We start from the raw sequence: 24,571 nt of genomic DNA on the forward strand, positions 1-24,571 counted from the left end.
ATCCGAACTTAAGCGACCTGCCGCATCATCGCCCGCGCTTGGGGGAATAAGCATGCGTGTGCGATTGAAGGCGGACGGACGGATCGTCGAAGTGCGGGACGGGCAGGAGTTTCCGGTCCAACCGTCTGCGGTCGAGCCTACGGCCAATGCCGCGCCCGCCGAGGCTTCCTCGCTCGCGGTGCGTGATTTGCGCCGCCGCGCCTGCCTGACCCAGATGGAGTTCGCCGCCAAGCTCGGCGTTCCCGTCGAGACGATCCGCAATTGGGAGCAGGGCAAACGTGCTCCACGGGGACCGGCCCGCGCGCTGCTCGCAGTGATCGCGCACGCCCCGGATACGGTGTTCCAGGCGCTCGCCAAGGCCTGACGGACCAACCGGCTTCGACGCGAACCTCCCGTTAGCATTGCGCCAAATAACCCGCCGAACTGTTGCGGCCTCCGTTGGCAGCGTCATGGGCGGGGTCCATAATGCCGCCTGATGAGGTTTGGGGCTGACGCAACGGAAGAGGAGTCCTCATGCTGTTCGTCGAGGCCAATGGCGCGAGAATTCCGGCGATCGGGCTCGGGACCTGGGAGCTGAGCGGAAGGCCTGCCGCGCGCGTGGTCGAGCAGGCGCTGCGGCTCGGCTATCGCCACATCGACACCGCCCAGGTCTACGACAATGAACGCGAGGTCGGCGATGGCTTGCGCGCCTCTGGCGTGCGGCGTGACGAAATCTTGCTCACCACCAAGGTCTGGACCAACCATTTCGCGCCCCACGATCTCGAGCGCTCGGTCAAGGAGAGCCTGGCGCGAATGCGGCTTCCGAGCGTCGACCTGCTGCTGCTGCACTGGCCCAATTCGCACGTGCCGCTGGCCGAGACGCTTGGCGCGCTGTCGCATGCCAAGACGATGGGCCTGACCCGCCACATCGGCGTCTCCAATTTCACGGTGGCGCTGATCGAGCAGGCGGTGGCGCTATCGCCGGAGCCGCTCGTCTGCAACCAGGTCGAGTACCATCCCTATCTCGACCAGGCGAAGGTGCGTGCGGCCTGCGACAAGCATGGCCTCGCCCTCGTCGCCTACAGCCCGATCGCCAAGGGGCGCATCAAGACCGACCAGACGCTGGCCGAGATCGGGCGCAGCCACCACAAGTCGCCGGCGCAGGTCTGCCTGCGCTGGCTGATGCAACAGAATGTCGCTGCGATCCCGCGCACCTCGCGCATCGAGCGCCTCTCTGAAAACATCGAGATCTTCGATTTCGAGCTGTCGGACGACGAGATGAGCCAGATCGCCGCGCTCGCCAATCCGAAGGGCCGCCTGACCGACTTCGGCTTCGCCCCGAAATGGGATTGAGGGGCGACCGCGGTATGCTAACAGCAGGGCGGCAATCCAAGATCGGGCAATGGAACTGCGGACAATCATACGGACGGACGTTGCAGCGTCGGCGATCGCGCATCTGACGCTGGTGGCGCTGATCATCGTGATCAGCGAAGTCCATCCGTTTCGCAGCCAGCCGCCCGAAACCGTCACGGTAGACATCGTCACGCCGGAGCAGGTGAAAGAGGAGGAGGCCAAAGCGGAGGAGAAGGTCAAGGAAGAGGTCAAGGAGAAGCCCCCGGAGCCGCTCCCCGATCTGAAGCTGCCGAAGCTGGATATCACCGACAAGGAAAAGGCGCCCGCGGCGTCGAAGCCTGCGGCCCAGCAGCCGGCCGCATCGCCATCGCCATCACCGTCGCCTGAACCGCAACGGCCCGCGCAGCAACAGCCCCAGCAGCAACAACCGCAGCAGCAGCCTTCGCCAAAGCCGCGCGAGGCCAACGCGCAGCCGCAACAACAGTCGCCTGCGCAACAGCAGCCGCCGCAGCAACCCCAGCCTCAACCGCCGCCGCAGCCCGAGGCGATGCCGCAGCAGCAAGCCGCACCGCCGCCGGCCTATCAGGCGCCGCAGCCCGACGTCACCGTCAAGTATGGCGTCATGCTGGGACTGCCGCCTGAAATGCCGCCGCCGCTGCCGAAAGACGCCCCCAAGGACGATGGCGGCGACGCCAAGGATTCGATCGCAGCCAAGCTGCCGGCCGAAATCGTCGCCGCGCTTCGCAGCCATTTGCGCAGCTGTGCGAAAATGCCGGCCGGACTTAGCTCGACTGACAACATTCACATCAAGCTGCGCACGGTGTTTGCGACCGACGGCACGCTGGCCCGCGAGCCGATCCTGCTCGAAGCCCCGCCGTCCGCGAAAGGCGTGGCCCTCGTGAAGTCCGCGATGAGCGCTCTGCAGAACTGCCAGCCCTACAAGATGCTGCCTGCCAATCTCTACGAGGAATGGAAGGTGCTGGACCTGCCGTTCAGCCCACGGGATCTCGGAGGGTAGCTCTCGTAGCCCGGATGCAGCCAACGGGTCGGCGCGAAGCGCCGCCCGATGACAGGCTCCGCGTAATCCGCGACGGTGCAAAATGCTGGGTGAGCGGCCCCGGATTTCGCTGCGCTCCATCCGGGCTACGCGACCGTGCCTGTGTTGGCCCTTGTCAATCCGTCTCGCTAAAAACATTCCACTTTACCGAAATTCGGTTTTGGCGTATGTGTCGGCCATCCCGGCTCATCCAGGAGGGGCGATCTCGAGGTCGTCTTGATCGCGAGCCGGGCTTGCGGTGGACGCGGCAGCGTCGGCACGAGAGGTGCGGGCAGGGCGGGTAGTCCCTGTGAGCCCGCGGCCGCGTGCAGACGAACGGCGCTGCTAGGCTTCGTCTCGACTGTAAGTTTCGCAGCTCCGTCGACGGGGTTGGAAATACTGCGGCGACATGGCGGGCCGTGCGTACGGCAAAACCGTGTGGTCCTGGCCGTCGTTGCTACGGTCAAGCCCGTTCGAAGATGCGCGCGAGCCCAACCGGGTGGACGGCATCATCAATTCGAAGGGCGAGGGAGGCCAAAGGAAAGTTCGGCTCCCGGGAGAGCGCGGCATAAGCCGTCCGACCATCGCGCAGGGAAGGCCGAGTGATCGGCACCACCTGTATGCTGCTGTGCGGTTTTCTGCGTGCGCGTGCAATTCGCGCAGCGGACCGCGGGTGCGATGTCAGCACCCGGCCTTCCCTGTGCCCTCTTGGATTTGAGGGTGCGAAGATGAAGCAAAGCTCGGGCGAAATCAGCCGCGAGGACGAGAAGCCATGTCCGCGATTCAAGCTGCCTGCCACAAGCTCGGTCTCGTAGGCGTGCAAAGCGAAGCGTGCCCACGACTTTGCGTATCGTCGTCGGACACGTGGGCAGGGCGCTTTGCGCCTTCGCCCACCTTACGGCACCGCGCCGCGTCGCACAGCCGCTCTCAATGACCGCGCCTGATCCCCTCATCACCGTCCGCCTCCGGCGCCATCGCGGCCCAGGCGCTGGAGGCGAATTGCCGTCGCCAGGTCACGACCACCACGGCGGCGGTGGTGACGAACAGCACCCAGGGGCTGACGAACCAGCCGAGATAGCCGAGCGCGAAGAAGAAAGCGCGCTGGCCGCGGTTGAAATGGCGGCCGGCGGATTCGAACAGGCGCGAGGTGCGGATGACGTGGGCTTCCGCCTCCGGCGTGTCGCGCCGCTCCGCCGGCGGCATGCCGCCGAACAGGATTGCGACATAATTGAACAGGCGATAGGCCCAGGCGAACTTGAAAAAGGCGTAGACGCAGATCAGCACGAGGCCGACGCATTTCAGCTCCCACATGGCCGGCGAGGTGCTGAGGTCGATCGGCAGCTTGCTCAGGATCGTGATGGCGTCGTTGGTGGCATGCAGCAGCGCCAGCGCGCCCCCAAGCGCGAACAGGCTGGTCGAGGCGAAGAAGGCGGTGCCGTTCTGCAACGAGGCCATGATCTGCATGTCGACCATGCGGGTGTCGCGGTCGAGCAGGCGGCGGACCCAGACCTCGCGGTAGCGGTTCATGCGCGCCGACAGGCTGTCCCGGCCGTAAGCCGAATGTTCCAGCGTCAGGGCATAGACCAGCCATTCGACGATGAAGAAGCCGACCGCGGTGACGTCGACCCAATGCCTGCTCATCTGTCTCTCCTCGGAAGCCGCCACGATTGCCACGCATGACAGGAGGCGGCAACGATTGATTGGCGGCAGGCGATGGCGTTAAAAGCGGCTCGCTTCAAAGCGTCTCGGGAAGGACTGATGGCATGGCTGCGCTGAAACTCGCGATCGGCAACAAGAACTACTCGTCATGGTCGATGCGGCCCTGGCTCGCGCTGCGCGCCAACGACATCCCGTTCGTGGAGACGCTGATTCCGCTCTACACCGACAATCCCGCGGACAAGGAGCAGATCCTGTCCTTCAGCCGCGCCGGCAAGGTGCCGGTGCTGGTCGACGGCGACGTCACGGTGTGGGATTCGCTCGCCATCATCGAATACATCGCAGAGCGCTATCCGGAAGTGAAGTTGTGGCCCGACGATGTCGCCGCGCGCGCCCATGCCCGGTCGGTGTGCGCCGAGATGCATTCCGGCTTCGTGGCGCTGCGCAGCGAATGCGGCATGAACCTGCATCGGCCGGTGCGTGCGATCGCATTGTCGGCCGACGCAAAAGCCAACGTCGCGCGCATCGAGGAGATCTGGCGCGAGTGCCGTGCGCGTTACGGCGCGAAAGGTCCGTTCCTGTTCGGCCGTTTCGGCGCGGCGGACGCGATGTACGCGCCGGTCGTGCATCGCCTGCGCACCTACGCGATCGACGTCGCGCCGGACACCAAGGCCTATATGGAGACGATGATGGCGCTGCCGGCGTTCCAGGAATGGACCCGCGAGGGGCTCGCCGAAACGCTTCTCATTGCCAAGTTCGAGGACGCCTGATCGCCGGGTCTGCCCGAGGCCGCTGGCCGCTTGCCGGCCGGCGGTGATCGTGGTCCGGAAATTGACCTGGCCCCTGGATTGCCCGGGCTGCGACACCGGCTGCGACACGCCGCCTGAACGCGCGGCCCGGCGGTATCATCGGCCCATCGGTTCCATCTCTATCACTCTGAAAAGACTGCCAAATATGGGCGTTTGCCATGCTGGCATGGCACTGGCCAAAACCACAACCCGCGTGCTATACAGCGCCTGGGTTTCCGGCCGGCCGTCGTAGTGGGACCATGGGCGAGGCAGGCGTTGTTTGAGTGATGGAGAGGGTGTTGAAGCACAAATTCCCGATTGGAACGCGCGTATTGTTCACGGCCAGCAACGTCGCGCGTCCTGCTGCCAGCGGCTCGTACGAGGTCATCCGTCTGCTGCCGACCGAAGGCGACGACTGTCAGTATCGGATCAAGAGCTCGACCGAAGCTTTCGAACGCGTCGCCAAGGAAAGCCAGCTCGCGCTGTCCTGAAGTCCGATCGCGTTCCCGAAGGCCGACGCGTTTCGCGCATTGGTGCCATCAGGGAATAGTGTTCTGCCGCCGTCAAAAGGCCCGCTTCACCTTCACAAGGTGGCCGGGGGCAATTGCCGACTCGCGGTACTCGCTTGACCATTCGCTCTCTGCTCGCGTGAGGGGACGTCGCGCATGAACTGGGCATGGGCCACTTCGCTCGACCAAATCTGGCGCTCGCCGGCCTTTCCGATGTGGATGACGCTGGCCGCGGCAGGATTCTTCGGATTGATCCTGCTGATCACGCTGCTGCGCGCCGACAGGTCGGTCGCCAATGGCGCGCTGACCGTCATTACGCTGCTCTCCATCGCGATCGCAGGTGCTGCCACCGTGCGCGTCTATGGACCGGCGGGGTCGGACGGGCCGATCGAGGCGCGCACACAAGGTGCGGTCGTCGCCAACCTGCCGGCGCTGTCCTGCCTTGACGATCTCGCCGGCGATGCCGTGGCCATCGGCTGCGAGAAGGCGCTGTTCGGCTCGCCGGACGCGGTGGCTGCGTCGGTGTCCTACACAGCAGTCCGGATCGACCGGCTGATGGCGCTCGGCGATGCCGCGACCGCCGAGAAGAGCCTGACGGCCGACATGAAAACGCTGCGCAAGTCTCTGGAGCGCGATCGCTACGGCCTCGTGGCGCAGGTACTGGTCGTGCGCGACGGCTGCACCCAGTTCGACTGTGCCGCGTTCCGTGCGCTGACCGACCAGCAGCAGGTCGCGGCCAACATGGATTCCCATCTCTACGACGCGCTGGTCGCGCGCCATGCGCCGACCTGGAACGCGCCCGCGACGGCGACGGCGACGGCGGCGCTGCCACCGACTGCGGCGCTCGCGGGTCTGCCGCCTTCGGCGCCGACGGGCAGGCCGACCAATGCGGAGTTCCCGAGCGCCAACTCGACGCCGCCGGTGAGCATCATGAATCCGGAGCCCACGGCGACGACGCGGCAGGCGGCGCCGGCCGCGAACGCAGCAGTAGCGCCGGCCGCTTCGCGCGCACCGGCCCCGACCTCGGCACAGGCCTCGGCTCCTGCTGCGAAGAAGCCGCCGGCCCCGAAGGCTGCGCGTGCCCCCGCAGCACCGGTTCCGCTCGCGCCCCCGCCGGCGACTGCGGCGGCTCCCGCGGCTGCGGATAACGAGTAGATCGGCATTCCAAATGCGGCGTTGCCCGGCTAATGCTTGGGCATGCCGCTACATCTGATCAAGCTCGCCGTCGGCTGCGACTCCGTCAAGGAATTGAAGGAGTGGATCGCCGAACGGATGCAGACCGCCAAGAAGAAGGGTCTGCCGCAACACCACATCCACATCACCCGCATGGTCCCCAAGCGCGACGCCGAGATCCTCGCGGGCGGGTCGCTTTATTGGGTGATCAAGGGCGAGATCGCCGCGCGGGAAAAGATCATCGGCATCGAGCCGTTCCGCGACAAGGACGGTATCGGGCGCTGCCGCATCGTGATGCAGCCGAAGGTGGTCTCGGTCTCGCCGCGGCCGATGCGCCCGTTCCAGGGCTGGCGCTATCTCACCGAAGATTCCGTGCCGCCCGACCTCGGCAAGTCCGCCGCCGGCTCGATCGCGGCGATGCCGGAGCCGATGCGGCGCGAATTGCGCGATCTGGGGCTGCTCTAAACCGCGATGTTGTCGATCAGTCGCGTCGTGCCGAGCTTGGCTGCGACCAGGATCCGCAGCGCGCCGTCCTTGCGCGAGGTGACGGGCGCCAGCGTCTCGGCATGGCGGACCTCGTAATAGTCGAGAGCAAAGCCCGCCGCCTTGATCGTCTCCGCGCCGCGCGCCATCGCCGGCGCGATGGCTTCGCCCGCCTTGATCCGTCCGGCGCTGTCTTTCATGGCGCGGTAGAGCACGGTGGCGGTCTGCCGCTCCTCGGGCGAGAGGTAGACGTTGCGTGAGGACATCGCGAGCCCGTCGCGCTCGCGCACGGTGCGCGAGCCGATCACCTTGACGCCGAGGTCGAGGTCGCGCGCCATCTGCGTCACCACCCGCAACTGCTGAAAGTCCTTTTCGCCGAAGATCGCGAAGTCCGGCCGGACTTGCGTGAACAGCTTGCCGACCACGGTGGCAACGCCGCCGAAGAAATGCGGGCGGAAGCGATCCTCGAGGCCCGCGAGCGCCGGCCCTTCCGGTACGATTCGGGTGGCGAAGCCTTCCGGATACATCGCCTTGACGTCCGGATGCCAGACTATGTCGACGTCCTCGGCCGCGAGCTTGGCGATGTCGGCCTTCCAGGTGCGCGGATAGGCACCAAAATCCTCGGTCGGGGCGAACTGGGTCGGGTTGACGAAGATCGACACCACGACGCGGCTGGCACGCCGCTTGGCGAGGCGGACGAGAGACACATGCCCGTCATGGAGGGCTCCCATGGTCGGGACCAGCGCGATCGTGGCCTTTCGCTTGCGAAGATTGTCGACGGCGCGGCGCAAGGTCGGGACCGTGCGGGCGATCAGGGGGCTTGATGACATCAGGACTCGGCGGCGTTGGGAATCGGCGCGACGTGATCTGCGCCCGGGGCGACTAACCTTAACAAGCAGCGATCATGGACGCCATGCATCCGGATGCGGCACAGCATCCCGCGCAAGACCGCACGCGACATCGCGACATTGTGGGCTGGATCACAGACGAAGATTGGCACTGCTATTCATGATGAAGCACGGCGCAGTACGATTTGTATGACCTGTCACGCATTTCACTTGACCGCAGACGCGGCCAACTCGAAGATATTCATCAGGGGTGTTGAGGATCGCCATGCTTGTGCAGGCTAGCCAAGGCCAATCCGGCTCGGCGCATGTGGTCGTGCTCGGCAACGAGAAGGGCGGCTCCGGCAAGTCGACCACCGCCCTGCACATCGCTGTTGCGCTCCTGAAGGCCGGCCAGCGCGTCGCCACCATCGACCTCGACTGCCGTCAGCAGAGCTTCACCCACTACATCAACAACCGTTCCGCCTGGGCCCGCCGCACCAAGCTCGACCTGGAACTGCCGGTGCATCGCTGCATCAAGCTCGGCGAGACCATGCAGATCGCCGAGAACGAGAATTCCGAGTTCCAGCAGTTCATGGAGGCGGTCTCGGCGGTCGAGAGCAGCTTCGACTTCATCGTCATCGATACGCCGGGCACCGACAGCTATTTGATGCGGCTAGCGCATTCGATGGCCGACACGCTGGTCACGCCGATCAACGACAGCTTCCTCGACTTCGACGTGCTCGGCACCGTCGATCCCGCGAGCTACGCGGTGACCGGCGAGAGCCATTACGCCGAGATGGTGCGCGACGTCCGCCGCAAGCGCCGCCAGCTCGATGGTTCGACCACCGACTGGATCGTGGTGCGCAACCGCCTTTCGATGCTCGGCTCCCGCAACAAGCAGCTGGTCGCCGAGGGGCTGAAGGATCTGTCGCTGCGGCTCGGCTTCCGCTACGTCGACGGCTTCGCCGAACGCGTCGTCTATCGCGAATTTTTCCCGCGCGGCCTGACCGCCCTCGACGAGATCGACGAGGCCACGCTCGGCATGCGGCCCAATCTCGGCCATCTCACCGCACGGGAAGAGGTGACGAGCCTGCTGCGCCAGCTCAAGCTGCCGCTCGACGAGCGCGGCCGCCGCCGTGCGGCAAATCGCGCCGAGTGGTTCAACCAGGTCGACAAGCCGCTCGAAGTCCACGACATCCTGGGCGCCTGAGACGGTATGGCGCTACTTCCGGTCGATCTGACCGGGCGGTTGCTCCGGGAACCCCGGCCGCGTTCGGCCGTTTTCATCCTGCGTTTACCGCGAAATTGAACCCGATCGAGACCGGTTGCGTCGGATGGTGACATGCATCCTGGCGTAGCCGTGGAAGAAGGGGATGCCCAGAAAACGTGTGCGGCGCACAACGAAAGGGCTGCCGGTTCACAATATTTGGCCTTCCTGTCACGCGCCTGTGACATATATTAGCGAATAGGCGACCAGGGGCCGGAGAGCCCCGGAAGAACACGATTTTCAACAGGGATTCAGGCCGCAAGAGCCTGAGGCTGAGGACGAAAATGAAGCGTGGAATTGCCGTTCTGGTTTCGGTCAGTGCCCTCTGCGGCATCGCCTATTTCACGGCGAGCAAGTGGGCGATCAAGCACGAGACCATCACCTTCTACGACGCCTCGCGCGACAATCGTCCCGTGCCCGTCCAGATCGCGGTGCGCCGCGACAAGGAAATGCAGGCCAATGCCGGCATGATCACGCTGCCGGTCGCAGTGATCAATCACGGCAACACCGTCAAGAACACCGAATACGGATTCCTCGCCAACATCTTCGCTGCGCGCGGCTACATGGTCGTGAGCCCGCAGCACGATCTGCCGACAGATCCTCCGATGGTCACCAAGCCCGGCGAGCTCTATGTCGGCCGGCTGCCGCAGATCCTGCGCGGCGTTGCCAACATCCATCTCGCCATGCAGGAGATGAAGAAGATTCAGCCCAATGCCGACTACGCCCAGGTGACGATGGTCGGCCACTCCATGGGCGGCGACATCACGATGTATTTCGCCAAGCAATATCCGGACGAGGTCAAGAAGGTCGTCACGCTGGACAATCTGCGCGTGCCCTTCGTCACCGCCGGCAAGTTCAAGATCCTGTCGTTCCGCTCTCAGGATCCGCAGTTCAAGACCGATGCGGGCGTTCTGCCGACCGACGAGGAATGCGAGAAGGCGGGCATCCAGGTCGTGAAGACCGAATTCCAGCATAACGACATGCGCGACACTGGCCCGGATGTTGCCAAGAGCTCGATCCAGAGCATGCTCGACAAATTCCTGAGCGCGACCGACAGCGAGATCCGGCCCGTCGACACGCAATCGTCGCCGCCCAACATCCTCGAGCCCGGCCCGGTCGCGTTGATGGCGCCTGCCAAGAGCTGAAGCGTTAAGAGCTGAAGCGTTAAGAGCTGAAGCGTTAAGAGCTGAAGCGTTAACGGCTGACGTCAATCATCCGCCACGTTTTCAAAGCCTCCGCTGGCCTCCGCCTGCGGGGGCTTTGCACATTGACCCGACCGCTCGCGCTGACCACATTAGCCGTCCACGCAGGGTCAAGGGATGTCGGGCGAACCCATCAAGCCGCATCGCGGCAATGTCGCGGCGCAATCGGGCGGTGCGGTGCCGCAGGCGGGAACGTCGACCGCGGAGGACATCGCCGCGTTCGTTGCCAAGGCGCGGGCGCTGTCACCCCACGCGCCGGGCGCGAAGGGGCGGCTGATCTTCGCATTGGATGCGACGATGAGCCGGCAGCCCACCTGGGACATGGCCTGCGCGCTTCAGGCCGACATGTTTCGCGAGACCGCGACACTCGGCAGTCTCGATATCCGGCTCGTCTACTATCGCGGCCTGAACGAGTGCCGCGCCACGGGATGGATATCAGACAGCACCAGGCTCGCGGCCTTGATGAGCAAGATCGACTGCCGTGGCGGCGATACCCAGATCGGCAAGGTGCTGACGGAGGCACGACGCGAAGCGGTCGCATCGGGCGTGCGCGCCGTCGTCTTCGTCGGCGATGCCATGGAGGAGAAGGTCGACGAGCTCTGTGTCAAGGCCGGCGAGCTCGGCATGCTCAAGGTGCCCGTGTTCGTGTTTCAGGAAGGTCATGACGCGGTCGCCGAGCAGGCCTTTCGCGAGATCGCCCGCCTGACCGGCGGTGCCTGGTGCCGGTTCGATCCGGGCGCGGCCGCGCAGTTGCGCGAGCTGCTGCAGGCAGCCGCGGCCTATGCTGCCGGCGGTCGCGAGGCCTTGTTGAGATTGGCGAAGACCGCAAGCGGCGCGGCCAAGCTGATCGGCCAGATGAAATAGCGCTCACCCCGTCCTGGCTCGCGGCCGGCGTACGCCATGCATTTTGCCGCGAGGCCGACTATATTCCCGAGATGACTCTGATCGCCGGCGCTGTCGCCGTTATCACGCTCTATCTGCTGCTCCAGACGTTCCGCGCCGCCAACCCGGCGGTGCTGGCGCGTGCCATCAGGTTCGGTGGCGGCGTCCTGGCGCTGGCGATCGCAGCCTTCACGGGCTTGCGCGGCGAGCTGGTGGTGGCGATCCCGCTCGGGTTTTTCGGTGCCGGGCTGCTGGGCTGGACGCCGCTGGCAAACGCCGGATTCGGCAATATCGGTGGGTTGTTCGGCGGCGGTGGCGCTGCGCGCGCGTCAGGGCAGGCCTCACGCGTGCGCTCGCAATTCCTGGATATGCGGCTCGACCACGATACCGGCCAGCTTGGTGGGCAGATCGTCGCCGGGCCTCACGCCGGGCGCGATCTCGGCGAGTTCGACCTCCCGGGCCTGCTGGCCATGGTCCCGACCTTCGACGCCGAGAGCGTCGCCTTACTTGAAAGCTATCTGGACCGCCGGTTTCCCGCTTGGCGTCAGAACGCGCAGGGCGATGCGGCAGGGGGGCAGCGCCGCCCGGCGGCGAGCGGCAAAATGACGGCGGAGGAGGCCTACCAGATCCTTGGCCTGCAGCCGGGAGCGGGGCGTGACGACATCAGCCGGGCGCACAAGTCCCTGATGAAGAAACTCCATCCCGACCAGGGGGGCTCGAACTATCTCGCTGCCCGGGTAAACGAGGCCAAGGATACTCTGCTTCGTACGCATAACGGCTAACTCCGGCACCACGCCACAAACGCCCGTACCGTGTGAGCTCCGCTTGCTCCGTTTGCCGTCGCCCCGATGCCCGCCATTTCGGCGTGGTCGATCCCTTGAGCAAAGTTTTAACCGTAAATTCTTGACGAGAGGTTGTCGCGGAACAGCCTTGTCGAGACTGTGCCCGCATCGACACATCGCCAAAACGAAAATGCCCACGCAAGGCGCGGGCATTTCGTCTGGAACGGGGGGAGGAGATCAGTTGCGGACGGTGATGCAGGAGATCTCGGCGCGCTTCAGGGTGCGGCAGACCGCTTCGGCCTGGTCGCGCTCGAGGCCGGCGAAGCGGGCGCGGTAGAGCTTGCGATTGTCCTTGGCGACGACCTCGGTGAACGGGTCGGCCTTGCTGAGCAGGCCGCGGGCCGAGCTGCGCGCGGCGTCGATGCGCTGCTGGGCTTCGTTCTCGCTCTCGAGCGCGCCGACCTGGACGATCCAGCCGCTGTGGGTGACGGCGGGCTTGGTGGTGGCGCTCATCTGGACCGGCATCGGATCGGCGGAGGCGAGCTTCGGAGCGGCAGGGGCAGGGGTATGGGCGGGCGCGGCGGCCGTTGCGGCCGGCAGCACGCCGAGGATCCCGTTGCCGGTACCGAAGCCGGCCGGCTGCCGCGGCAGCTCGGTGCGGGCCATGTCTGCTTTCGGCGCTTCGGGATGGCTGGCGATCTCGGGCTTGTTGATGAGATCGGCCCGGGCGACCACGGCGCCTGAGGTTTCCGCGACCTCGGAACGGGACGGAATGGCGTTGGTGACCGGCGGGGCGACCTGGACCGGGGCGGGCGCGGCGGAGGCGACCTTCACGGCGCCGGCCTTGACCTGAACCGTCTTGACCCGGACCGGCTTCATCGGCTCGGACGAGCCGGGGATGAGGGAGAGCGGCTGGCTCGAGATCACGCCATTGGTGAGCGGCGCGGGCTCGATCTTGGATTCCGTCGGCCGAACCTCGGGCTTGCTGGCTTCCGGCTTGTGCGGTGCGGGCGGCACCGCGGCCGTCGCGGCGGCAAGCGTCGACAGGCGGGCAGCGAGACGAGACGGGGCAGACTCGGGAGCGGGGGCCGCAGCCTGGACCGGCGCAGCGGGCCGGACCGGTGCAGCATCCGAGGCGTCAGCAACATCGGTCGCGGTGTCGGCAGCGTTGCGCTCGGTGACCGCGACGACGGTGTGAGTGGTCGCGCCCTTTTCGAGATTTTCCGCGAGCAGGTTGCGCATGATGGCATCGCGCGAGCCGCCGCTGCGGCCGCCGAGCACGACGCCGATCAGATGGCGGTTGCCGCGGCGCATCGAGGTGACGAGGTTGAAGCCGGAGGCGCGGGTGTAGCCGGTCTTGATGCCGTCCACGCCCTCGACGCTGCCGAGCAGGTGATTGTGATTGCGGATCGACTGTCCACGCCAGTTGAAGGTGGAGGTCGCGAAATACCGATAATAGCGCGGAAAGCGCTCCTGGATGGCGCGGCCGAGCGTGGCCTGGTCGCGCGCTGTCGTGACCTGCTCGTCGTTGGGAAGGCCGTTCGCGTTGCGGTACACCGTCCTAGACATGCCGAGCGCGCGCGCCTTGCGCGTCATCATCTGGGCAAAGTCGTCCTCGTCGCCGGCGATCGCTTCCGCGATCACCACTGCTGCGTCGTTCGCGGAGCGGGTGACGAGACCCTTGATCGCGTCCTCGACGCGGATGGTCTGGCCGGCCCGCAGGTTCAGCTTGGTCGGATCCTGGTCGGCGGCGTGCTGGGACACCGGCATCTCGGTGTCGAGCTTCATTTTGCCGGACTCGAGGCGCTCGAACAGCAGATAGAGCGTCATGATCTTGGTCAGCGAAGCGGGGTGGCGGATCCCGTCGGGGCTCGTTGCCTGCAGCACCGAGCCGGAATTGCCGTCGACGATGATGGACGCGAATTTCGGGCTCGAGCTCTCGGACACATCGCGCTGCACCCGATGGTGCGCGTAGTGGCGGCGGTGGCGCCGAGCCTCGGCGGCATCGGTGGTGAAGATGACCGCGGTCGTGACCGTAAGAAGCCCAAAAACGCCAACCCGCGCCAAGCGCGAGGAAGACAAGTTTTTACGAAGCATGGAACCCCGTCCCCGTTTCTCAACTGATCACCGGCTCGTGAGGCGAAATTGTGCCCAATGGACCCGGGATCATTACCTGCTCAGGCTGCCCCTCCGCTGGTGTTCGCCGCGGGGGACGTTCGGCCTGAGCCGCTATTCTGGCTAAGGTGATGTTCTCAAACGGCTTTTGACCGCTTGCGGAAGCTGAACACGTCCGGGAATCAAGGTAGGGGGCCGCGGTTTCCAAAAGCTTAAGAAACCCTTGCGGGAAACCCCGGGAATTTCCGCGATTTGCACTGGTTTTTGTGCGTCGCACAAAGATTCTTGACTTATTTGTGCATTGCACTAATAATGGGCACAGTCAGGGAGCCGGGGCTTCCGACCAAAGCCAGGGAAAAGGATTCCGAAATGTTCAAGGTTGAAGACTTTCAGAACTACGGGAAAGAGCACTTCGAGCAGTACGTCGCCTCCGCGACCTCGGTGCAGCACGGCCTTCAGGCGATCGCCAGTGCCTATGGCGACTATACGAAGAAGTCGTTCGAAGACACCAAGTCCTTCGTCGAGAAGCTTTCCGGCGTGAAGTCGCTGGACAAGGCCGTCGAAGCACAGACCGATTTCGCCCGTTCCGCCTACGAGACCTTCGTTGCGGAATCGCAGAAGATCGCCGGCCTCTACAGCGACCTCGCCAAGCAGGCGTTCAAGCCGGTCGAGACCATCGTGTCGAAGTTCACCCCGGCCGCCCAGTAAACGTTTTTCAGGACATCCTGGAATCGAAAAGCCCGGCTGATCCAGCCGGGCTTTTTTGTGCGCGCGCTCAACCGGTCGGGTCAGCGTGCCACGCGCAGCTTGGACAGTGAGGTGCCGATGTCCTTGAACACCGAGACGGTCTGGCTGGCCGAGGTGACCAGATAGAATTTGTCGGTGCTGCTGGCGCAATATTGCAGCACGCTCGAGGTCGGATCGCTGCCGGTGTTCACCTGCACCGTGTAGATCGTGATGTTGTTGGGCTGGGCCTTGGCATTGTCGCACAGCTTCTTCTGCCGTGCGTCGATCTGCGCGGCGTTGTTGTACCAGCGGTTCTGCGTGTTGAGACCGTCGGACAGCAGCACGATCGCGTCCTTGTAGGTGTCCTTGGCCGGCGCGTTCATGGGATCTCCGGTCGACAGCGTCATCCACCCCCAGGCCAGGCCAATGCCCTGGTTGGTGTTGCCCGTGGGCTTCATGGCGTCGATGCGGCTCTTGAGCGCGGACCAGTCGTAGCTCAACGGCATGATCGGCTGCAGGTAGGACCAGCTGCTCGTGTTGCAGTAGGAGTACTGCTCGGCCGGGAAGAGCGTCCCCACATTGCCGTTCGTCGGCGTGGTGTTCTTGGTGTCGTAGTCCTGATCGCGATCGGCCACGCAACCGGTCCAGGTGTTGTGGTTGGCCGGCGTCCACTTCCAATTGTTGCAGTTGTTGGAGTTGCCCGACGCGCAGCTCCAGCTGCCGTTGGCGGCATCCCAATCGCTGAAATCGATCCAGCTCTTGTTGTAGTTGCTGGCGCCGACGTTGACGTCCTTGGCGAAGGGAACGATCGAGATGTAGACGTCGCCGGTATTCTTGGCGAGCGCGCTGAGTTGATCGACCAGATTCTTCGCGGCCGTCTGCATCGCCTCCATCTTGCCGTCGTTGGCCATCGAGCCGGTGTTGTCGAGCACCAGGGCTACGCGCATGCGGACGTTGCCCCAGGCGCTGGTGGACGTGGTGCCGACGTCGAGCGTCGGAAAGCCGGCGATCTTCATGAAGGTGGTCGTGTAGGTGCCGGTTCCGCTGAGCTGGATCGTTGAGCCCATGCTGGTGCTCGCCGTATAGGTGGCGGCCACGCTGACCGAGGGTAGGGCGGACGTCGCGGTAAACAGCGCGTTGAAATAGGCTTGCGCCTTCGTGCTGAGCTGCGAGGTGGTGATGGTGCCGGACGACAGATCCTTGGAAAGCATCAAAGCGGCGGAGTCGAGGGCCGCCTGCATGGACGTGCGGGCCTGGACGGCGCGGCTATAGTCGATTGCGGCACCGATGAAGCTGAGCACCGGGACCAGCGCGATCGCGAAGATCATGGCGATATTGCCTTGCTCGGCCGCTGCGAAGCGGGCGAACTGTCGACCAATCAGGCTGACGAGCGGCGAGCGAAACATGACGAGCCCCGAAATCGGTGGTTTTGCCCGATTTGGCGCCACGCCATTGAAGACCTGGTAAATCGCACCGTAGAAGACCGGGGTATCCCGGGCGAAACGTCGCAATCGTGTTAAATGTCCTGGTTCCTGGTCAACATGTTCTAAGCAGGAGGGGCATAAATTTTTGTCAAATCGGTCCGGATTGATTAACCTTGGCAGGATCGCCCGGACCGGGAATCGGGACTGCCGTGGCCGGACTTCCAGCGCGCTTGCGGCGGGCCGGAGGCAGGCCCATATTGCTGGCGAACGATCCGGCTTGGACCGGATTTGTCGGGAGCGGCGATCCAACACGGCGGCGCGCCTGCGCCAGGCTCCGAAGGGCGGGGTCGCGCGGCGACCGCCATTCGCTTCCGTGGGGAATTTGAACGCCTGAGCCATGCCGCAATTGACTTCCAGACTCGACCCGTCCGCGCCAGCCGCTGCCTACGCTCCTCGCATGAGCAATGACGAGAACCGTTCGGGTAACCCCTCCGGTCCGAACACATCGGTCATCACCAAGGTCAAGCCCAAGACCAAGCGACCGAACCTCTACCGCGTGCTGATCCTGAACGACGACTACACGCCGATGGAGTTCGTCGTCCACGTGCTGGAGAAGTTCTTCAACAAGGACATCGAGGCGGCCACCAAGATCATGCTGCACGTCCATCATCACGGCATCGGGGAGTGCGGCGTGTTCACCTACGAGATCGCCGAGACCAAGGTGACGCAGGTGATGGATTTCGCCCGCAAGCACCAGCATCCGCTGCAATGCGTGATGGAAAAGAAGTAAACGCCGTTCGCGTTCTCGAGCGTGGTTCTGTTCGCGTGGTGTGTGTGCTGGCAGCACGTCTTGCTGCATGATCCGGTGAACATCGGCACCGGCGTCAATCCTGCCCAAATGGGTAGTTCTGCCCAAATCGGAACGGGTTTTGCATCGAAAATACCGTGGGCGTGTCGCCGCCGAGTCGCGGAACCGGTCTTTCGCCGCGGTCTTGTATAACTATATGTGACAAAGGTTGTTGTTGCCTGACCGGGCGATCACGACCATGATGATGGGGGCCATAGAGGACGCGAATGCCGACTTTTTCCCAAAGCCTTGAACAATCCCTGCATCGTGCGCTGGCGATCGCAAACGAGCGTCATCACCAATACGCGACGCTCGAGCATCTCTTGCTCTCCCTGATCGACGACTCCGATGCTGCCGCCGTCATGCGCGCCTGCAGCGTCGATCTCGACAAGCTCCGCACGAGCCTCGTCAATTACCTTGAGACCGAATTCGAGAACCTGGTGACCGATGGCGCCGACGACGCCAAGCCGACCGCCGGTTTCCAGCGCGTGATCCAGCGCGCGGTGATCCACGTGCAATCCTCCGGTCGTGAAGAGGTGACCGGCGCCAACGTGCTGATCGCGATCTTCGCAGAGCGCGAGAGCCACGCCGCGTATTTCCTGCAGGAGCAGGACATGACGCGCTATGACGCCGTCAACTACATCAGCCACGGCATCGCGAAGCGGCCGGGCGTCTCCGAGGCGCGCCCCGTTCGCGGCGTCGACGAGGAGACCGAGGCCAAGGGCAACGAGGACGCCAAGAAGAAGGGCGAGGCGCTCGAGACCTATTGCGTCAACCTCAACAAGAAGGCGCGCGACGGCAAGATCGATCCGGTGATCGGACGCAATTCCGAAATCAACCGTGCGATCCAGGTGCTGTGCCGCCGGCAGAAGAACAACCCGTTGTTCGTCGGTGAAGCCGGCGTCGGCAAGACCGCGATCGCGGAGGGCCTCGCCAAGCGCATCGTCGACAGCGAAGTGCCGGAAGTGCTGGCTGCCGCCACGGTGTTCTCGCTCGACATGGGCACGCTGCTCGCGGGCACGCGCTATCGCGGCGACTTCGAGGAGCGCCTGAAGCAGGTGCTGAAGGAGCTCGAGGCGCACCCCAACGCCATCCTGTTCATCGACGAAATCCACACCGTGATCGGTGCGGGTGCGACGTCGGGCGGGGCGATGGATGCCTCTAACCTGCTGAAGCCCGCGCTCGCCTCCGGCACCATCCGCTGCATGGGCTCGACCACCTACAAGGAATATCGCCAGCACTTCGAGAAGGACCGCGCGCTGGTGCGGCGCTTCCAGAAGATCGACATCAACGAGCCGACGGTCGAGGACGCCATCGCGATCCTCAAGGGTCTCAAGCCCTATTTCGAGGACTATCACCGGCTGAAGTACACCAACGAGGCGATTGAGGCCGCGGTGCAGCTCTCCTCGCGCTACATCCACGACCGCAAGCTGCCGGACAAGGCGATCGACGTGATCGACGAGTCGGGCGCGGCGCAGATGCTGCTGGCCGAGAACAAGCGCAAGAAGACCATCGGCATCAAGGAGATCGAGACCACGATCGCCTCGATGGCGCGGATCCCGCCGAAGAGCGTGTCGAAGGACGATGCCGAGGTGCTCAAGCATCTCGAGACGACGCTGAAGCGCACCGTGTTCGGCCAGGACAAGGCGATCGAGTCGCTCGCCGCCTCGATCAAGCTGGCGCGCGCCGGCCTGCGCGAGCCGGAGAAGCCGATCGGCTGCTATTTGTTCTCAGGTCCGACCGGCGTCGGCAAGACCGAGGTCGCCAAGCAGCTCGCGGCGTCGCTCGGCGTCGAGCTGTTGCGCTTCGACATGTCCGAGTACATGGAGCGGCACACCGTGTCGCGCCTGATCGGCGCGCCTCCCGGCTATGTCGGCTTCGACCAGGGCGGCCTGCTCACCGACGGCGTCGACCAGCATCCGCATTGCGTGGTGCTGCTCGACGAAATCGAGAAGGCGCATCCCGACCTGTACAACGTGCTGCTCCAGATCATGGATCACGGCCGGCTCACCGACCACAACGGCAAGCAGGTCAACTTCCGCAACGTGATCCTGATCATGACCACGAACGCGGGTGCGTCCGATCTGGCCAAGCAGGCGTTCGGCTTCACGCGCTCGAAGCGGGAAGGCGACGACCACGAGGCGATCAACCGGCAGTTCGCGCCGGAATTCCGCAATCGCCTCGATGCCATCGTCTCGTTCGGCCATCTCAGCGTCGAGGTGATCGGCACCGTCGTCGAGAAGTTCGTGCTTCAGCTCGAAGCGCAACTCGGCGACCGCGACGTCACCATCGAGCTGTCGGAGCCGGCCAAGGCCTGGCTGGTCCAGCACGGTTACGACGAGCAGATGGGCGCGCGTCCCATGGCCCGCGTGATCCAGGAGCACATCAAGAAGCCGCTGGCCGACGAGGTGCTGTTCGGCAAGCTGAAGGGCGGCGGTCACGTCCGCGTCGTTCTGGTCAAGGACGAGGCCGACGAGACCAAGGAAAAGATCGGCTTCGAATTCGTCGAGGGCCCGGTCACGCCGAAGCAGGAGAAGCTGCCCGGCACCCGCAAGCGCCCGCCCGGCAAGTCCAAGCCGGGTGGCCCCGGCGGCTCGAAGGGGCCGACCTCCAAGGGCCCGCTGGTCAAGGCTTGATCACGAGCAATATGAATCGAAAGGCCGGCTGCGAAGCCGGCCTTTTTGTTTCTAAGGCGGAGCGTAGGCTCAGGTCCCGGCCTCTGGCGCGGCCGCTGGCGGACGCGGCTTCTTCGGCGCGGCTGGTCGCGCGCTACGGGGAGGGGCCGACGGCTGCATCGTCACGATGACCGGATTGGGCTTGTGATCGGTGGCTGCCCCGGTCGCGGCATCGACGCCCATGCCGATGAAACCACCGGCGAGGAGATTGCCGGCGAAGCCGGCGGCGCCCGTGCCCGACACCTCTTTGGTGAGCTGCACCGTCTGGGATTGATAGCCTTCCTTTTCGAAGGTGATCGTAATGTCGGCGCTACGCTTGGCGACGATGGCGCAAGGTGTTGTGCAGGTTGTCGGCACCTCAAGCCCGGTGACCACGGCTTCCACGCCTGACGGTGTCGATGAAATGCTGATGTTCTCGGTCGTGCCGCGCGTGACGGACGCGCAGCCGCCCAGCATGACGCTGAGCGCCATTATTCCCACTACACGCATGAAATGCCCCTAATTTCCCCGGCGCCTATCAAGCGCAACCGGAGCGCGAGGGCAAGAGGTCATTGGTCCGGATAGTTAAGCCACGCAGGGGTTGTGCACGGGAATGGCGGGTACCGGAAGGTGGACGCCGTCAATCGCCCCGCAAGCGCTGATCGTCCTGCACGCGGACGTGTTCGGCGCCGCGCGCGCCGGCCGGCGACAGCCGCAGCATGCTCAGGACCGCGCCGCAGAGTGCAAAGCCGACGCCGGCAAGCAGCGCCAGCCTGGTGCCCTCGACCGGATACCGTCCGAGCAGCAGCGCCACCAGCGCTGCGCCGGTGGTCTGGCCGAGCAGGCGCGCCGTGCCGAGCATGCCGCTGGCCCCACCGGCGCGCTCGCGCGGGGCGGCGGCGATCATGGTGCGGTTGTTGGGGGTCTGGAACAGGCCGAAGCCGGCGCCCGCCAGCGCCATGCGCCAGATCACGTCGAACGGCGTCGGGGCCGCGGGCAGGAGCGCGAGCGCGGCCAGGCCGCAGGCGAACAGCGTGAGCCCGATGCCGCCGAGCAGGCCGGCCGGATAGCGCTCGACCAGGCGGCCGGCGAGCGGCGCCGCGAACGCCACCGCGATCGGCCATGGCGTGATCAGGAGGCCCATATGCACGGCCGAATAGCCGAAGCGGCTCTGGAGGTAGAAGGGGATCGCGACGAAGGCGAGCATCTGCCCGCAGAACGAGGCGATCGAGGTGGCAATCGACAGCGCGAACACCGGGATGCGCAGCAGATCGATCGGCAGCAGCGGCGAGGTCATGTGGGTTTCGCGCCAGATCAGCAGCGCGCCGGCGAGAAGAGCGATGGCGAACTGGATCAGGCACGTGATTGCTGCCTCGCCATGACCGACGCTGTCGACCGCGGCGATGCCGACACCAAAGGTGATCGCGGACAGCCCCGCGCTCTGCCAGTCGAAGGAGCGATCGGCGGGCTTGGTGTGCGGCAGGCTGCGCAGGCCCAGCAACAGCGTCACCGCGCCGAGCGGCACGTTGATGGCGAACAGCCAAGGCCAGCTTCCGACCGCCAGGATGCCCGCGGCGAGCGTCGGGCCGATTGCAGCCGAAAAAGCGACGACAAGCGCGTTGAGCCCGATGCCGCGGCCAAGCTGGCTGCGTGGATAGGTAAAGCGCACCAGCGCCGAATTGACGCTCATGATGCCGGCGGCGCCAAAGCCCTGGATGATGCGCGCGACAGTCAGCAGCGGCAGCGTATGCGCCAGCGCGCACAAGGCGGACGCCAGCGTGAACAGCACCAGCCCGACCAGATAGACGCGGCGATAGCCGACGATCTCGCCGAGCGAGGCCAGCGGCAGCAGCGAGATCGTGATCGCGAGCTGGTAGCCGTTGACGATCCAGATCGAGAAGGCCGGACTGGCGTCGAGGTCGGCCGCGATCGTCGGCAGCGCGACATTGGCGATGGCGCTGTCGACGACGGCCATGATGATGCCGAGCGCGATCGTCAGCACCGCCTGATTGCGCTGCGGCTGCGGCAGGCCGTCGGCGTGCTCGATGGGGGCGGACGACATGATGGAGGCGCGGTTGATTCGAGCCGTGATTCATCTCCGAATAGGAAATTGCCGGATCGACGGCAACCCGTCAGGATACCGCCAGTTCCCGTAACGGCGCGGCAAACATGGCTCTGTACGGCCTCCGCGGGCTTACCAGCGAGCTGTCGACTTTCCGAAGATGTACAGCGCGACGAGGCCGAACGTGACGGCCGTCGAGGCAATGAGCACGGCGCGATCCCAGTCGATCCGCTGCCGCTCGGCGCGGTTGAAATTGAGGACCATGAACAGGGCCTTCATGGCAAATCGGCGCATCGGCGGCCTCGCGAGGGCCGCAGAATGCCACGGCCGACGCAAGCGGGCTTGATGCAGCTCAAGCGTCCTACACGGCCGGCGGATTGCGGTCGGTGAAGGTCGTGCGCTGGTGCCAGTAGGGATAGGGCAGCGTCACCTTGCTCGCCGCATCGAGCTTTGCGATCTGGTCCTTGGTCAGGGACCAGCCGACCGCGCCGAGATTTTCGCGAAGCTGCGTCTCGTTGCGCGCGCCGATGATCAGCGTCGAGACGGTCGGGCGCTGCAGCAGCCAGTTCAGCGCGATCTGTGACACGCTCTTGCCCGTTTCCTTCGTGACCTCGTCGATGGCGTCGACGACACGATAAACATGCTCGTCCGGCACCGGCGGGCCGAACTCGGCGGTCTTGGGCAGGCGGCTCACTTCGGGCTTCGGCTGGCCCCGGCGGATCTTGCCGGTGAGGCGGCCCCACCCGAGCGGCGACCAGACCACGGCGCCGAGCCCCTGGTCGAGGCCGAGCGGCATCAGCTCCCATTCGTAGTCGCGCCCGATCAATGAATAATAGGTCTGGTTGGCGACGTAGCGCGGAAAGCCGTGCTTGTCGGCAAGTGCGAGCGACTTCATCAGGTGCCAGCCCGAGAAATTGGAAACGCCGACATAGCGGATCTTGCCGGCGCGCACGAGCACGTCGAGCGTCGAGAGCACCTCCTCGGGCGGCGTGAAGGCGTCGAAGCCGTGAAGCTGAAAGAGATCGATGTAGTCGGTGCCGAGCCGACGCAGCGAAGCGTCGATGGCGGTGAGCAGATGCTGCCGTGACGAGCCGATGTCGTTGGGACCATCGCCGAAGCGGAAAGTGGCCTTGGTCGAGATCAGCACCTTGTCACGGCGGCCCTTGATGGCTTCGCCGAGCACGCGCTCGGATTCGCCGAGCGAATAGACATTCGCTGTGTCGAACATCGACACGCCGGCCTCGAGGCAGATGTCGAGCAGGCGCCGCGCTTCGGTCGCGTCCGTCGTTCCCCACGCAGCGAGGCGGCCGACGCCGCCGAAGGTGCCGGTGCCAAGGCTCAAGGCGGGCACCATGAGGCCTGATCGGCCCAAGCGTCGGTATTCCATCGATATGCTCCTCGGCTGGCTGCTGATTGATCGATGCGGCCTTGCACCGAGGTTAGCGCAAGCGGGCGGCTTGTCCTATCACGGACGCACATGGCGGCCTTGCTCGGGAGCGGCCTAGTCGTGCTGAAGCATGTCGGCGAATGCGGCATCGACGATGCGTGGGCCGGTGATCCCGGCCGGTGGCCGCGCCTCGCTTGCCGCTGCGACAGTCGCATTGCAGGCGAGGGCGTCGTTGCGCGCCTGCCGCGGCAGCAGTGTCAAGCCGAAGGCCACCACGACCAGCACCGCGAGCCGGATCGCGATCACGCTCAGCAGCAGCTCCGATCCGCTCATCGTGGCGTGCATCCTCATACGGACAGCCTGAGCCACACAGACTGACAAGACAATCTGGATTTGGCGAGCGCAGCCTTCGCTCAAGGCGAAGGCTCGCGAAGATGGCAGCTCAATGCCGCAACTGGCTTTGCCGGAAGTCGCGCGGCGACATGCCAAAGTGCTCGCGGAAGACGCGGCCGAAATGCGAGAGGTCGTTGAAGCCCCAGGCGAAGGCGATCTCGCTGATATGGCGATGGACGAGCATGGGCGAGGTGAGGTCGCGCCGGCACTGGGCGAGTCGTTCGGCGAGGACGAAGCGTTGGAACGAGGTGTCTTCGTCGGCGAGAAGGTCGTTCACGTAGCGCGGCGACATGCCGAGCGCGGCCGCGGTCTCCGACAATGAAAGGTCGGGATCTGCGAGATGGGCGCGGATATGCGCCTTGAGCCGGTAGATCAGCGCGGAGCGGTGGGTCGAGGACGGCAGCGACGTCCTGCCCAGCCGCTCGCTCAGCGCCATCGCGAGCAGATCGACGGCCTGCTCCGACAACGCGGCGGCGTTGTCGGACGCGAGGCGGTCGGCGTTCTGGCAAAGCCGGAAGATGAAATCATAAGCGAGCCGCTCGAGCGGTGCCTCGGTGCCGAACGTCATCGCGGTCAGCGTTTCGGTGCCACTGATCCGGCGCTGCAGCATCTCGCGCGGCACCTTGAAGATGGTCTGCGTGAAGGGATCGTTGAACTTCAGCTCATAGGGACGCGTGGTGTCGTAGAGTGCAAACTCGCCGGGATGAATCACGGTTTCGCGACCGTCCTGCACCACGCCGCCGTCGCCGCGATGGCCGAGCGCCATCAGGACGAAATCCTGATCCGAGCGCGCAATGCGGGAGGGCGTGCGGAACACATGCTGGCGATCGGAGCAGACCTCTGAGCACACCGCCTTGCCGAGCGACGCCTGCGTGACCGAGGCGCTGCCGAGATCGGACTTGCAGTCGAGCCCGACGAACACGTCGCAGACGATGTCCTGCCAGAGGGCGAGCCGCCGATAGCCCGGGCTGCCGTCCGTCGTGAACTGGATTGCCATCTGGACAGCCTCCCTTTCGCATCCAGCAA

At 65.1% G+C, this 24,571-nt stretch carries 24 protein-coding genes; 14 read left to right on the forward strand and 10 right to left on the reverse strand.

Translation table 11 applies throughout. The features are described from left to right. Positions 1-46 precede the first annotated feature (46 nt). From AC0WRY_RS14565 to AC0WRY_RS14575, 3 genes are all read left to right on the forward strand, one after another. Positions 47-364, forward strand: coding sequence for a helix-turn-helix domain-containing protein (locus AC0WRY_RS14565; RefSeq protein WP_194408266.1), 318 nt, complete (start codon positions 47-49; stop codon positions 362-364). A gap of 149 nt (positions 365-513) precedes the next feature. Next, on the forward strand, positions 514-1,332 hold the full coding sequence (locus AC0WRY_RS14570) for an aldo/keto reductase (protein ID WP_194407636.1): 819 nt from the start codon (positions 514-516) through the stop codon (positions 1,330-1,332). A 49-nt stretch (positions 1,333-1,381) separates the two neighbouring features. Further along, positions 1,382-2,350 carry a hypothetical protein gene (locus tag AC0WRY_RS14575; protein ID WP_194407637.1) on the forward strand — a complete coding sequence of 323 codons (969 nt, stop codon included), beginning with the start codon at positions 1,382-1,384 and terminating at the stop codon, positions 2,348-2,350. Positions 2,351-3,295: 945 nt separating this feature from the next. On the opposite strand, the gene AC0WRY_RS14580 is transcribed toward AC0WRY_RS14575, so the two are convergent. After that, positions 3,296-4,009, reverse strand: a complete 714-nt coding sequence (locus AC0WRY_RS14580; RefSeq protein WP_194407638.1) for a DUF599 domain-containing protein — start codon at positions 4,007-4,009, stop codon at positions 3,296-3,298. A gap of 122 nt (positions 4,010-4,131) precedes the next feature. Here AC0WRY_RS14580 and AC0WRY_RS14585 point away from each other — a divergent pair, with 122 nt between their 5' ends. From AC0WRY_RS14585 to AC0WRY_RS14600, 4 genes are all read left to right on the forward strand, one after another. Next, on the forward strand, positions 4,132-4,794 hold the full coding sequence (locus AC0WRY_RS14585; protein WP_194407639.1) for a glutathione S-transferase family protein: 663 nt from the start codon (positions 4,132-4,134) through the stop codon (positions 4,792-4,794). A 305-nt stretch (positions 4,795-5,099) separates the two neighbouring features. Then, complete coding sequence (locus tag AC0WRY_RS14590) at positions 5,100-5,303, forward strand: hypothetical protein (protein ID WP_148773938.1); 204 nt, start codon at positions 5,100-5,102, stop codon at positions 5,301-5,303. Positions 5,304-5,477: 174 nt separating this feature from the next. After that, the gene (locus AC0WRY_RS14595) at positions 5,478-6,476 is read left to right on the forward strand and encodes a hypothetical protein (RefSeq protein WP_194407640.1); all 999 of its coding nucleotides are present in this window, start codon (positions 5,478-5,480) and stop codon (positions 6,474-6,476) included. Positions 6,477-6,518: 42 nt separating this feature from the next. Continuing rightward, the gene (locus AC0WRY_RS14600) at positions 6,519-6,959 is read left to right on the forward strand and encodes a DUF1489 family protein (protein WP_194407641.1); all 441 of its coding nucleotides are present in this window, start codon (positions 6,519-6,521) and stop codon (positions 6,957-6,959) included. Here the strand turns inward: AC0WRY_RS14600 and panC are convergent. Next, the gene (gene panC, locus AC0WRY_RS14605) at positions 6,956-7,807 is read right to left on the reverse strand and encodes a pantoate--beta-alanine ligase (RefSeq protein ID WP_194407642.1); all 852 of its coding nucleotides are present in this window, start codon (positions 7,805-7,807) and stop codon (positions 6,956-6,958) included. The two genes, AC0WRY_RS14600 and panC, sit on opposite strands and share 4 nt — an antisense overlap. 283 nt (positions 7,808-8,090) lie before the next feature. Here panC and AC0WRY_RS14610 point away from each other — a divergent pair, with 283 nt between their 5' ends. From AC0WRY_RS14610 to AC0WRY_RS14625, 4 genes are all read left to right on the forward strand, one after another. Then, positions 8,091-9,014, forward strand: a complete 924-nt coding sequence (locus AC0WRY_RS14610; protein ID WP_194407643.1) for a division plane positioning ATPase MipZ — start codon at positions 8,091-8,093, stop codon at positions 9,012-9,014. A 341-nt stretch (positions 9,015-9,355) separates the two neighbouring features. Beyond that, a complete protein-coding gene (locus tag AC0WRY_RS14615; protein ID WP_194407644.1) occupies positions 9,356-10,216 on the forward strand; it encodes an alpha/beta fold hydrolase in 861 nt (286 codons plus the stop codon). Between the two features lie 174 nt (positions 10,217-10,390). Then, a complete protein-coding gene (locus AC0WRY_RS14620; RefSeq protein WP_194407645.1) occupies positions 10,391-11,137 on the forward strand; it encodes a vWA domain-containing protein in 747 nt (248 codons plus the stop codon). A 71-nt stretch (positions 11,138-11,208) separates the two neighbouring features. After that, positions 11,209-11,937, forward strand: coding sequence for a DnaJ domain-containing protein (locus tag AC0WRY_RS14625; protein ID WP_194407646.1), 729 nt, complete (start codon positions 11,209-11,211; stop codon positions 11,935-11,937). 237 nt (positions 11,938-12,174) lie between these two features. Here AC0WRY_RS14625 and AC0WRY_RS14630 read toward each other — a convergent pair whose 3' ends face one another. Beyond that, on the reverse strand, positions 12,175-14,034 hold the full coding sequence (locus tag AC0WRY_RS14630; RefSeq protein ID WP_194407647.1) for a D-alanyl-D-alanine carboxypeptidase: 1,860 nt from the start codon (positions 14,032-14,034) through the stop codon (positions 12,175-12,177). A 387-nt stretch (positions 14,035-14,421) separates the two neighbouring features. Between AC0WRY_RS14630 and AC0WRY_RS14635 the strand changes: the two genes are divergently transcribed. Continuing rightward, positions 14,422-14,760: a phasin family protein gene (locus tag AC0WRY_RS14635; RefSeq protein WP_194407648.1), complete on the forward strand. Its 339-nt coding sequence runs from the start codon at positions 14,422-14,424 to the stop codon at positions 14,758-14,760. Positions 14,761-14,840: 80 nt separating this feature from the next. On the opposite strand, the gene AC0WRY_RS14640 is transcribed toward AC0WRY_RS14635, so the two are convergent. Then, on the reverse strand, positions 14,841-16,184 hold the full coding sequence (locus AC0WRY_RS14640) for a vWA domain-containing protein (protein ID WP_491123273.1): 1,344 nt from the start codon (positions 16,182-16,184) through the stop codon (positions 14,841-14,843). 475 nt (positions 16,185-16,659) lie between these two features. On the opposite strand from AC0WRY_RS14640, the gene clpS reads away from it, so the two are divergent. Further along, positions 16,660-16,992, forward strand: coding sequence for an ATP-dependent Clp protease adapter ClpS (gene clpS / locus AC0WRY_RS14645; RefSeq protein WP_026202494.1), 333 nt, complete (start codon positions 16,660-16,662; stop codon positions 16,990-16,992). Between the two features lie 284 nt (positions 16,993-17,276). Beyond that, positions 17,277-19,685 carry an ATP-dependent Clp protease ATP-binding subunit ClpA gene (gene clpA, locus AC0WRY_RS14650; protein WP_194407650.1) on the forward strand — a complete coding sequence of 803 codons (2,409 nt, stop codon included), beginning with the start codon at positions 17,277-17,279 and terminating at the stop codon, positions 19,683-19,685. Positions 19,686-19,754: 69 nt separating this feature from the next. On the opposite strand, the gene AC0WRY_RS14655 is transcribed toward clpA, so the two are convergent. The 6 genes from AC0WRY_RS14655 to AC0WRY_RS14680 form a co-directional block, all read right to left on the reverse strand. Further along, on the reverse strand, positions 19,755-20,213 hold the full coding sequence (locus tag AC0WRY_RS14655; RefSeq protein ID WP_194407651.1) for a peptidase associated/transthyretin-like domain-containing protein: 459 nt from the start codon (positions 20,211-20,213) through the stop codon (positions 19,755-19,757). Between the two features lie 130 nt (positions 20,214-20,343). Then, a complete protein-coding gene (locus AC0WRY_RS14660) occupies positions 20,344-21,765 on the reverse strand; it encodes an MFS transporter (RefSeq protein WP_491123274.1) in 1,422 nt (473 codons plus the stop codon). A 132-nt stretch (positions 21,766-21,897) separates the two neighbouring features. Next, entirely contained in the window at positions 21,898-22,059 is a 162-nt protein-coding gene (locus AC0WRY_RS14665) for a hypothetical protein (protein ID WP_194407653.1), read from the reverse strand. Positions 22,060-22,126: 67 nt separating this feature from the next. Continuing rightward, positions 22,127-23,152, reverse strand: a complete 1,026-nt coding sequence (locus tag AC0WRY_RS14670; RefSeq protein WP_194407654.1) for an aldo/keto reductase — start codon at positions 23,150-23,152, stop codon at positions 22,127-22,129. 114 nt (positions 23,153-23,266) lie between these two features. Next, positions 23,267-23,485 (reverse strand): hypothetical protein, encoded by a 219-nt coding sequence (locus AC0WRY_RS14675; protein ID WP_491123275.1) that lies wholly within the window; start codon positions 23,483-23,485, stop codon positions 23,267-23,269. A gap of 109 nt (positions 23,486-23,594) precedes the next feature. Beyond that, complete coding sequence (locus AC0WRY_RS14680) at positions 23,595-24,542, reverse strand: AraC-like ligand-binding domain-containing protein (protein WP_491123276.1); 948 nt, start codon at positions 24,540-24,542, stop codon at positions 23,595-23,597. Positions 24,543-24,571 lie beyond the last annotated feature (29 nt).

The sequence above is a fragment of the Bradyrhizobium sp. T-12 genome (genome assembly GCF_058314695.1).

Coding starts and splice junctions, on each gene's coding strand:
- AC0WRY_RS14570 (WP_194407636.1), top strand. CDS start 514: ATGCTGTTCGTCGAGGCCAATGGCGCGAGAATTCCGGCGATCGGGCTC.
- AC0WRY_RS14575 (WP_194407637.1), top strand. CDS start 1,382: ATGGAACTGCGGACAATCATACGGACGGACGTTGCAGCGTCGGCGATC.
- AC0WRY_RS14580 (WP_194407638.1), bottom strand. CDS start 4,009: ATGAGCAGGCATTGGGTCGACGTCACCGCGGTCGGCTTCTTCATCGTC.
- AC0WRY_RS14585 (WP_194407639.1), top strand. CDS start 4,132: ATGGCTGCGCTGAAACTCGCGATCGGCAACAAGAACTACTCGTCATGG.
- AC0WRY_RS14590 (WP_148773938.1), top strand. CDS start 5,100: ATGGAGAGGGTGTTGAAGCACAAATTCCCGATTGGAACGCGCGTATTG.
- AC0WRY_RS14595 (WP_194407640.1), top strand. CDS start 5,478: ATGAACTGGGCATGGGCCACTTCGCTCGACCAAATCTGGCGCTCGCCG.
- AC0WRY_RS14600 (WP_194407641.1), top strand. CDS start 6,519: ATGCCGCTACATCTGATCAAGCTCGCCGTCGGCTGCGACTCCGTCAAG.
- panC (WP_194407642.1), bottom strand. CDS start 7,807: ATGTCATCAAGCCCCCTGATCGCCCGCACGGTCCCGACCTTGCGCCGC.
- AC0WRY_RS14610 (WP_194407643.1), top strand. CDS start 8,091: ATGCTTGTGCAGGCTAGCCAAGGCCAATCCGGCTCGGCGCATGTGGTC.
- AC0WRY_RS14615 (WP_194407644.1), top strand. CDS start 9,356: ATGAAGCGTGGAATTGCCGTTCTGGTTTCGGTCAGTGCCCTCTGCGGC.
- AC0WRY_RS14620 (WP_194407645.1), top strand. CDS start 10,391: ATGTCGGGCGAACCCATCAAGCCGCATCGCGGCAATGTCGCGGCGCAA.
- AC0WRY_RS14625 (WP_194407646.1), top strand. CDS start 11,209: ATGACTCTGATCGCCGGCGCTGTCGCCGTTATCACGCTCTATCTGCTG.
- AC0WRY_RS14630 (WP_194407647.1), bottom strand. CDS start 14,034: ATGCTTCGTAAAAACTTGTCTTCCTCGCGCTTGGCGCGGGTTGGCGTT.
- AC0WRY_RS14635 (WP_194407648.1), top strand. CDS start 14,422: ATGTTCAAGGTTGAAGACTTTCAGAACTACGGGAAAGAGCACTTCGAG.
- AC0WRY_RS14640 (WP_491123273.1), bottom strand. CDS start 16,184: ATGTTTCGCTCGCCGCTCGTCAGCCTGATTGGTCGACAGTTCGCCCGC.
- clpS (WP_026202494.1), top strand. CDS start 16,660: ATGAGCAATGACGAGAACCGTTCGGGTAACCCCTCCGGTCCGAACACA.
- clpA (WP_194407650.1), top strand. CDS start 17,277: ATGCCGACTTTTTCCCAAAGCCTTGAACAATCCCTGCATCGTGCGCTG.
- AC0WRY_RS14655 (WP_194407651.1), bottom strand. CDS start 20,213: ATGCGTGTAGTGGGAATAATGGCGCTCAGCGTCATGCTGGGCGGCTGC.
- AC0WRY_RS14660 (WP_491123274.1), bottom strand. CDS start 21,765: ATGTCGTCCGCCCCCATCGAGCACGCCGACGGCCTGCCGCAGCCGCAG.
- AC0WRY_RS14665 (WP_194407653.1), bottom strand. CDS start 22,059: ATGCGCCGATTTGCCATGAAGGCCCTGTTCATGGTCCTCAATTTCAAC.
- AC0WRY_RS14670 (WP_194407654.1), bottom strand. CDS start 23,152: ATGGAATACCGACGCTTGGGCCGATCAGGCCTCATGGTGCCCGCCTTG.
- AC0WRY_RS14675 (WP_491123275.1), bottom strand. CDS start 23,485: ATGAGCGGATCGGAGCTGCTGCTGAGCGTGATCGCGATCCGGCTCGCG.
- AC0WRY_RS14680 (WP_491123276.1), bottom strand. CDS start 24,542: ATGGCAATCCAGTTCACGACGGACGGCAGCCCGGGCTATCGGCGGCTC.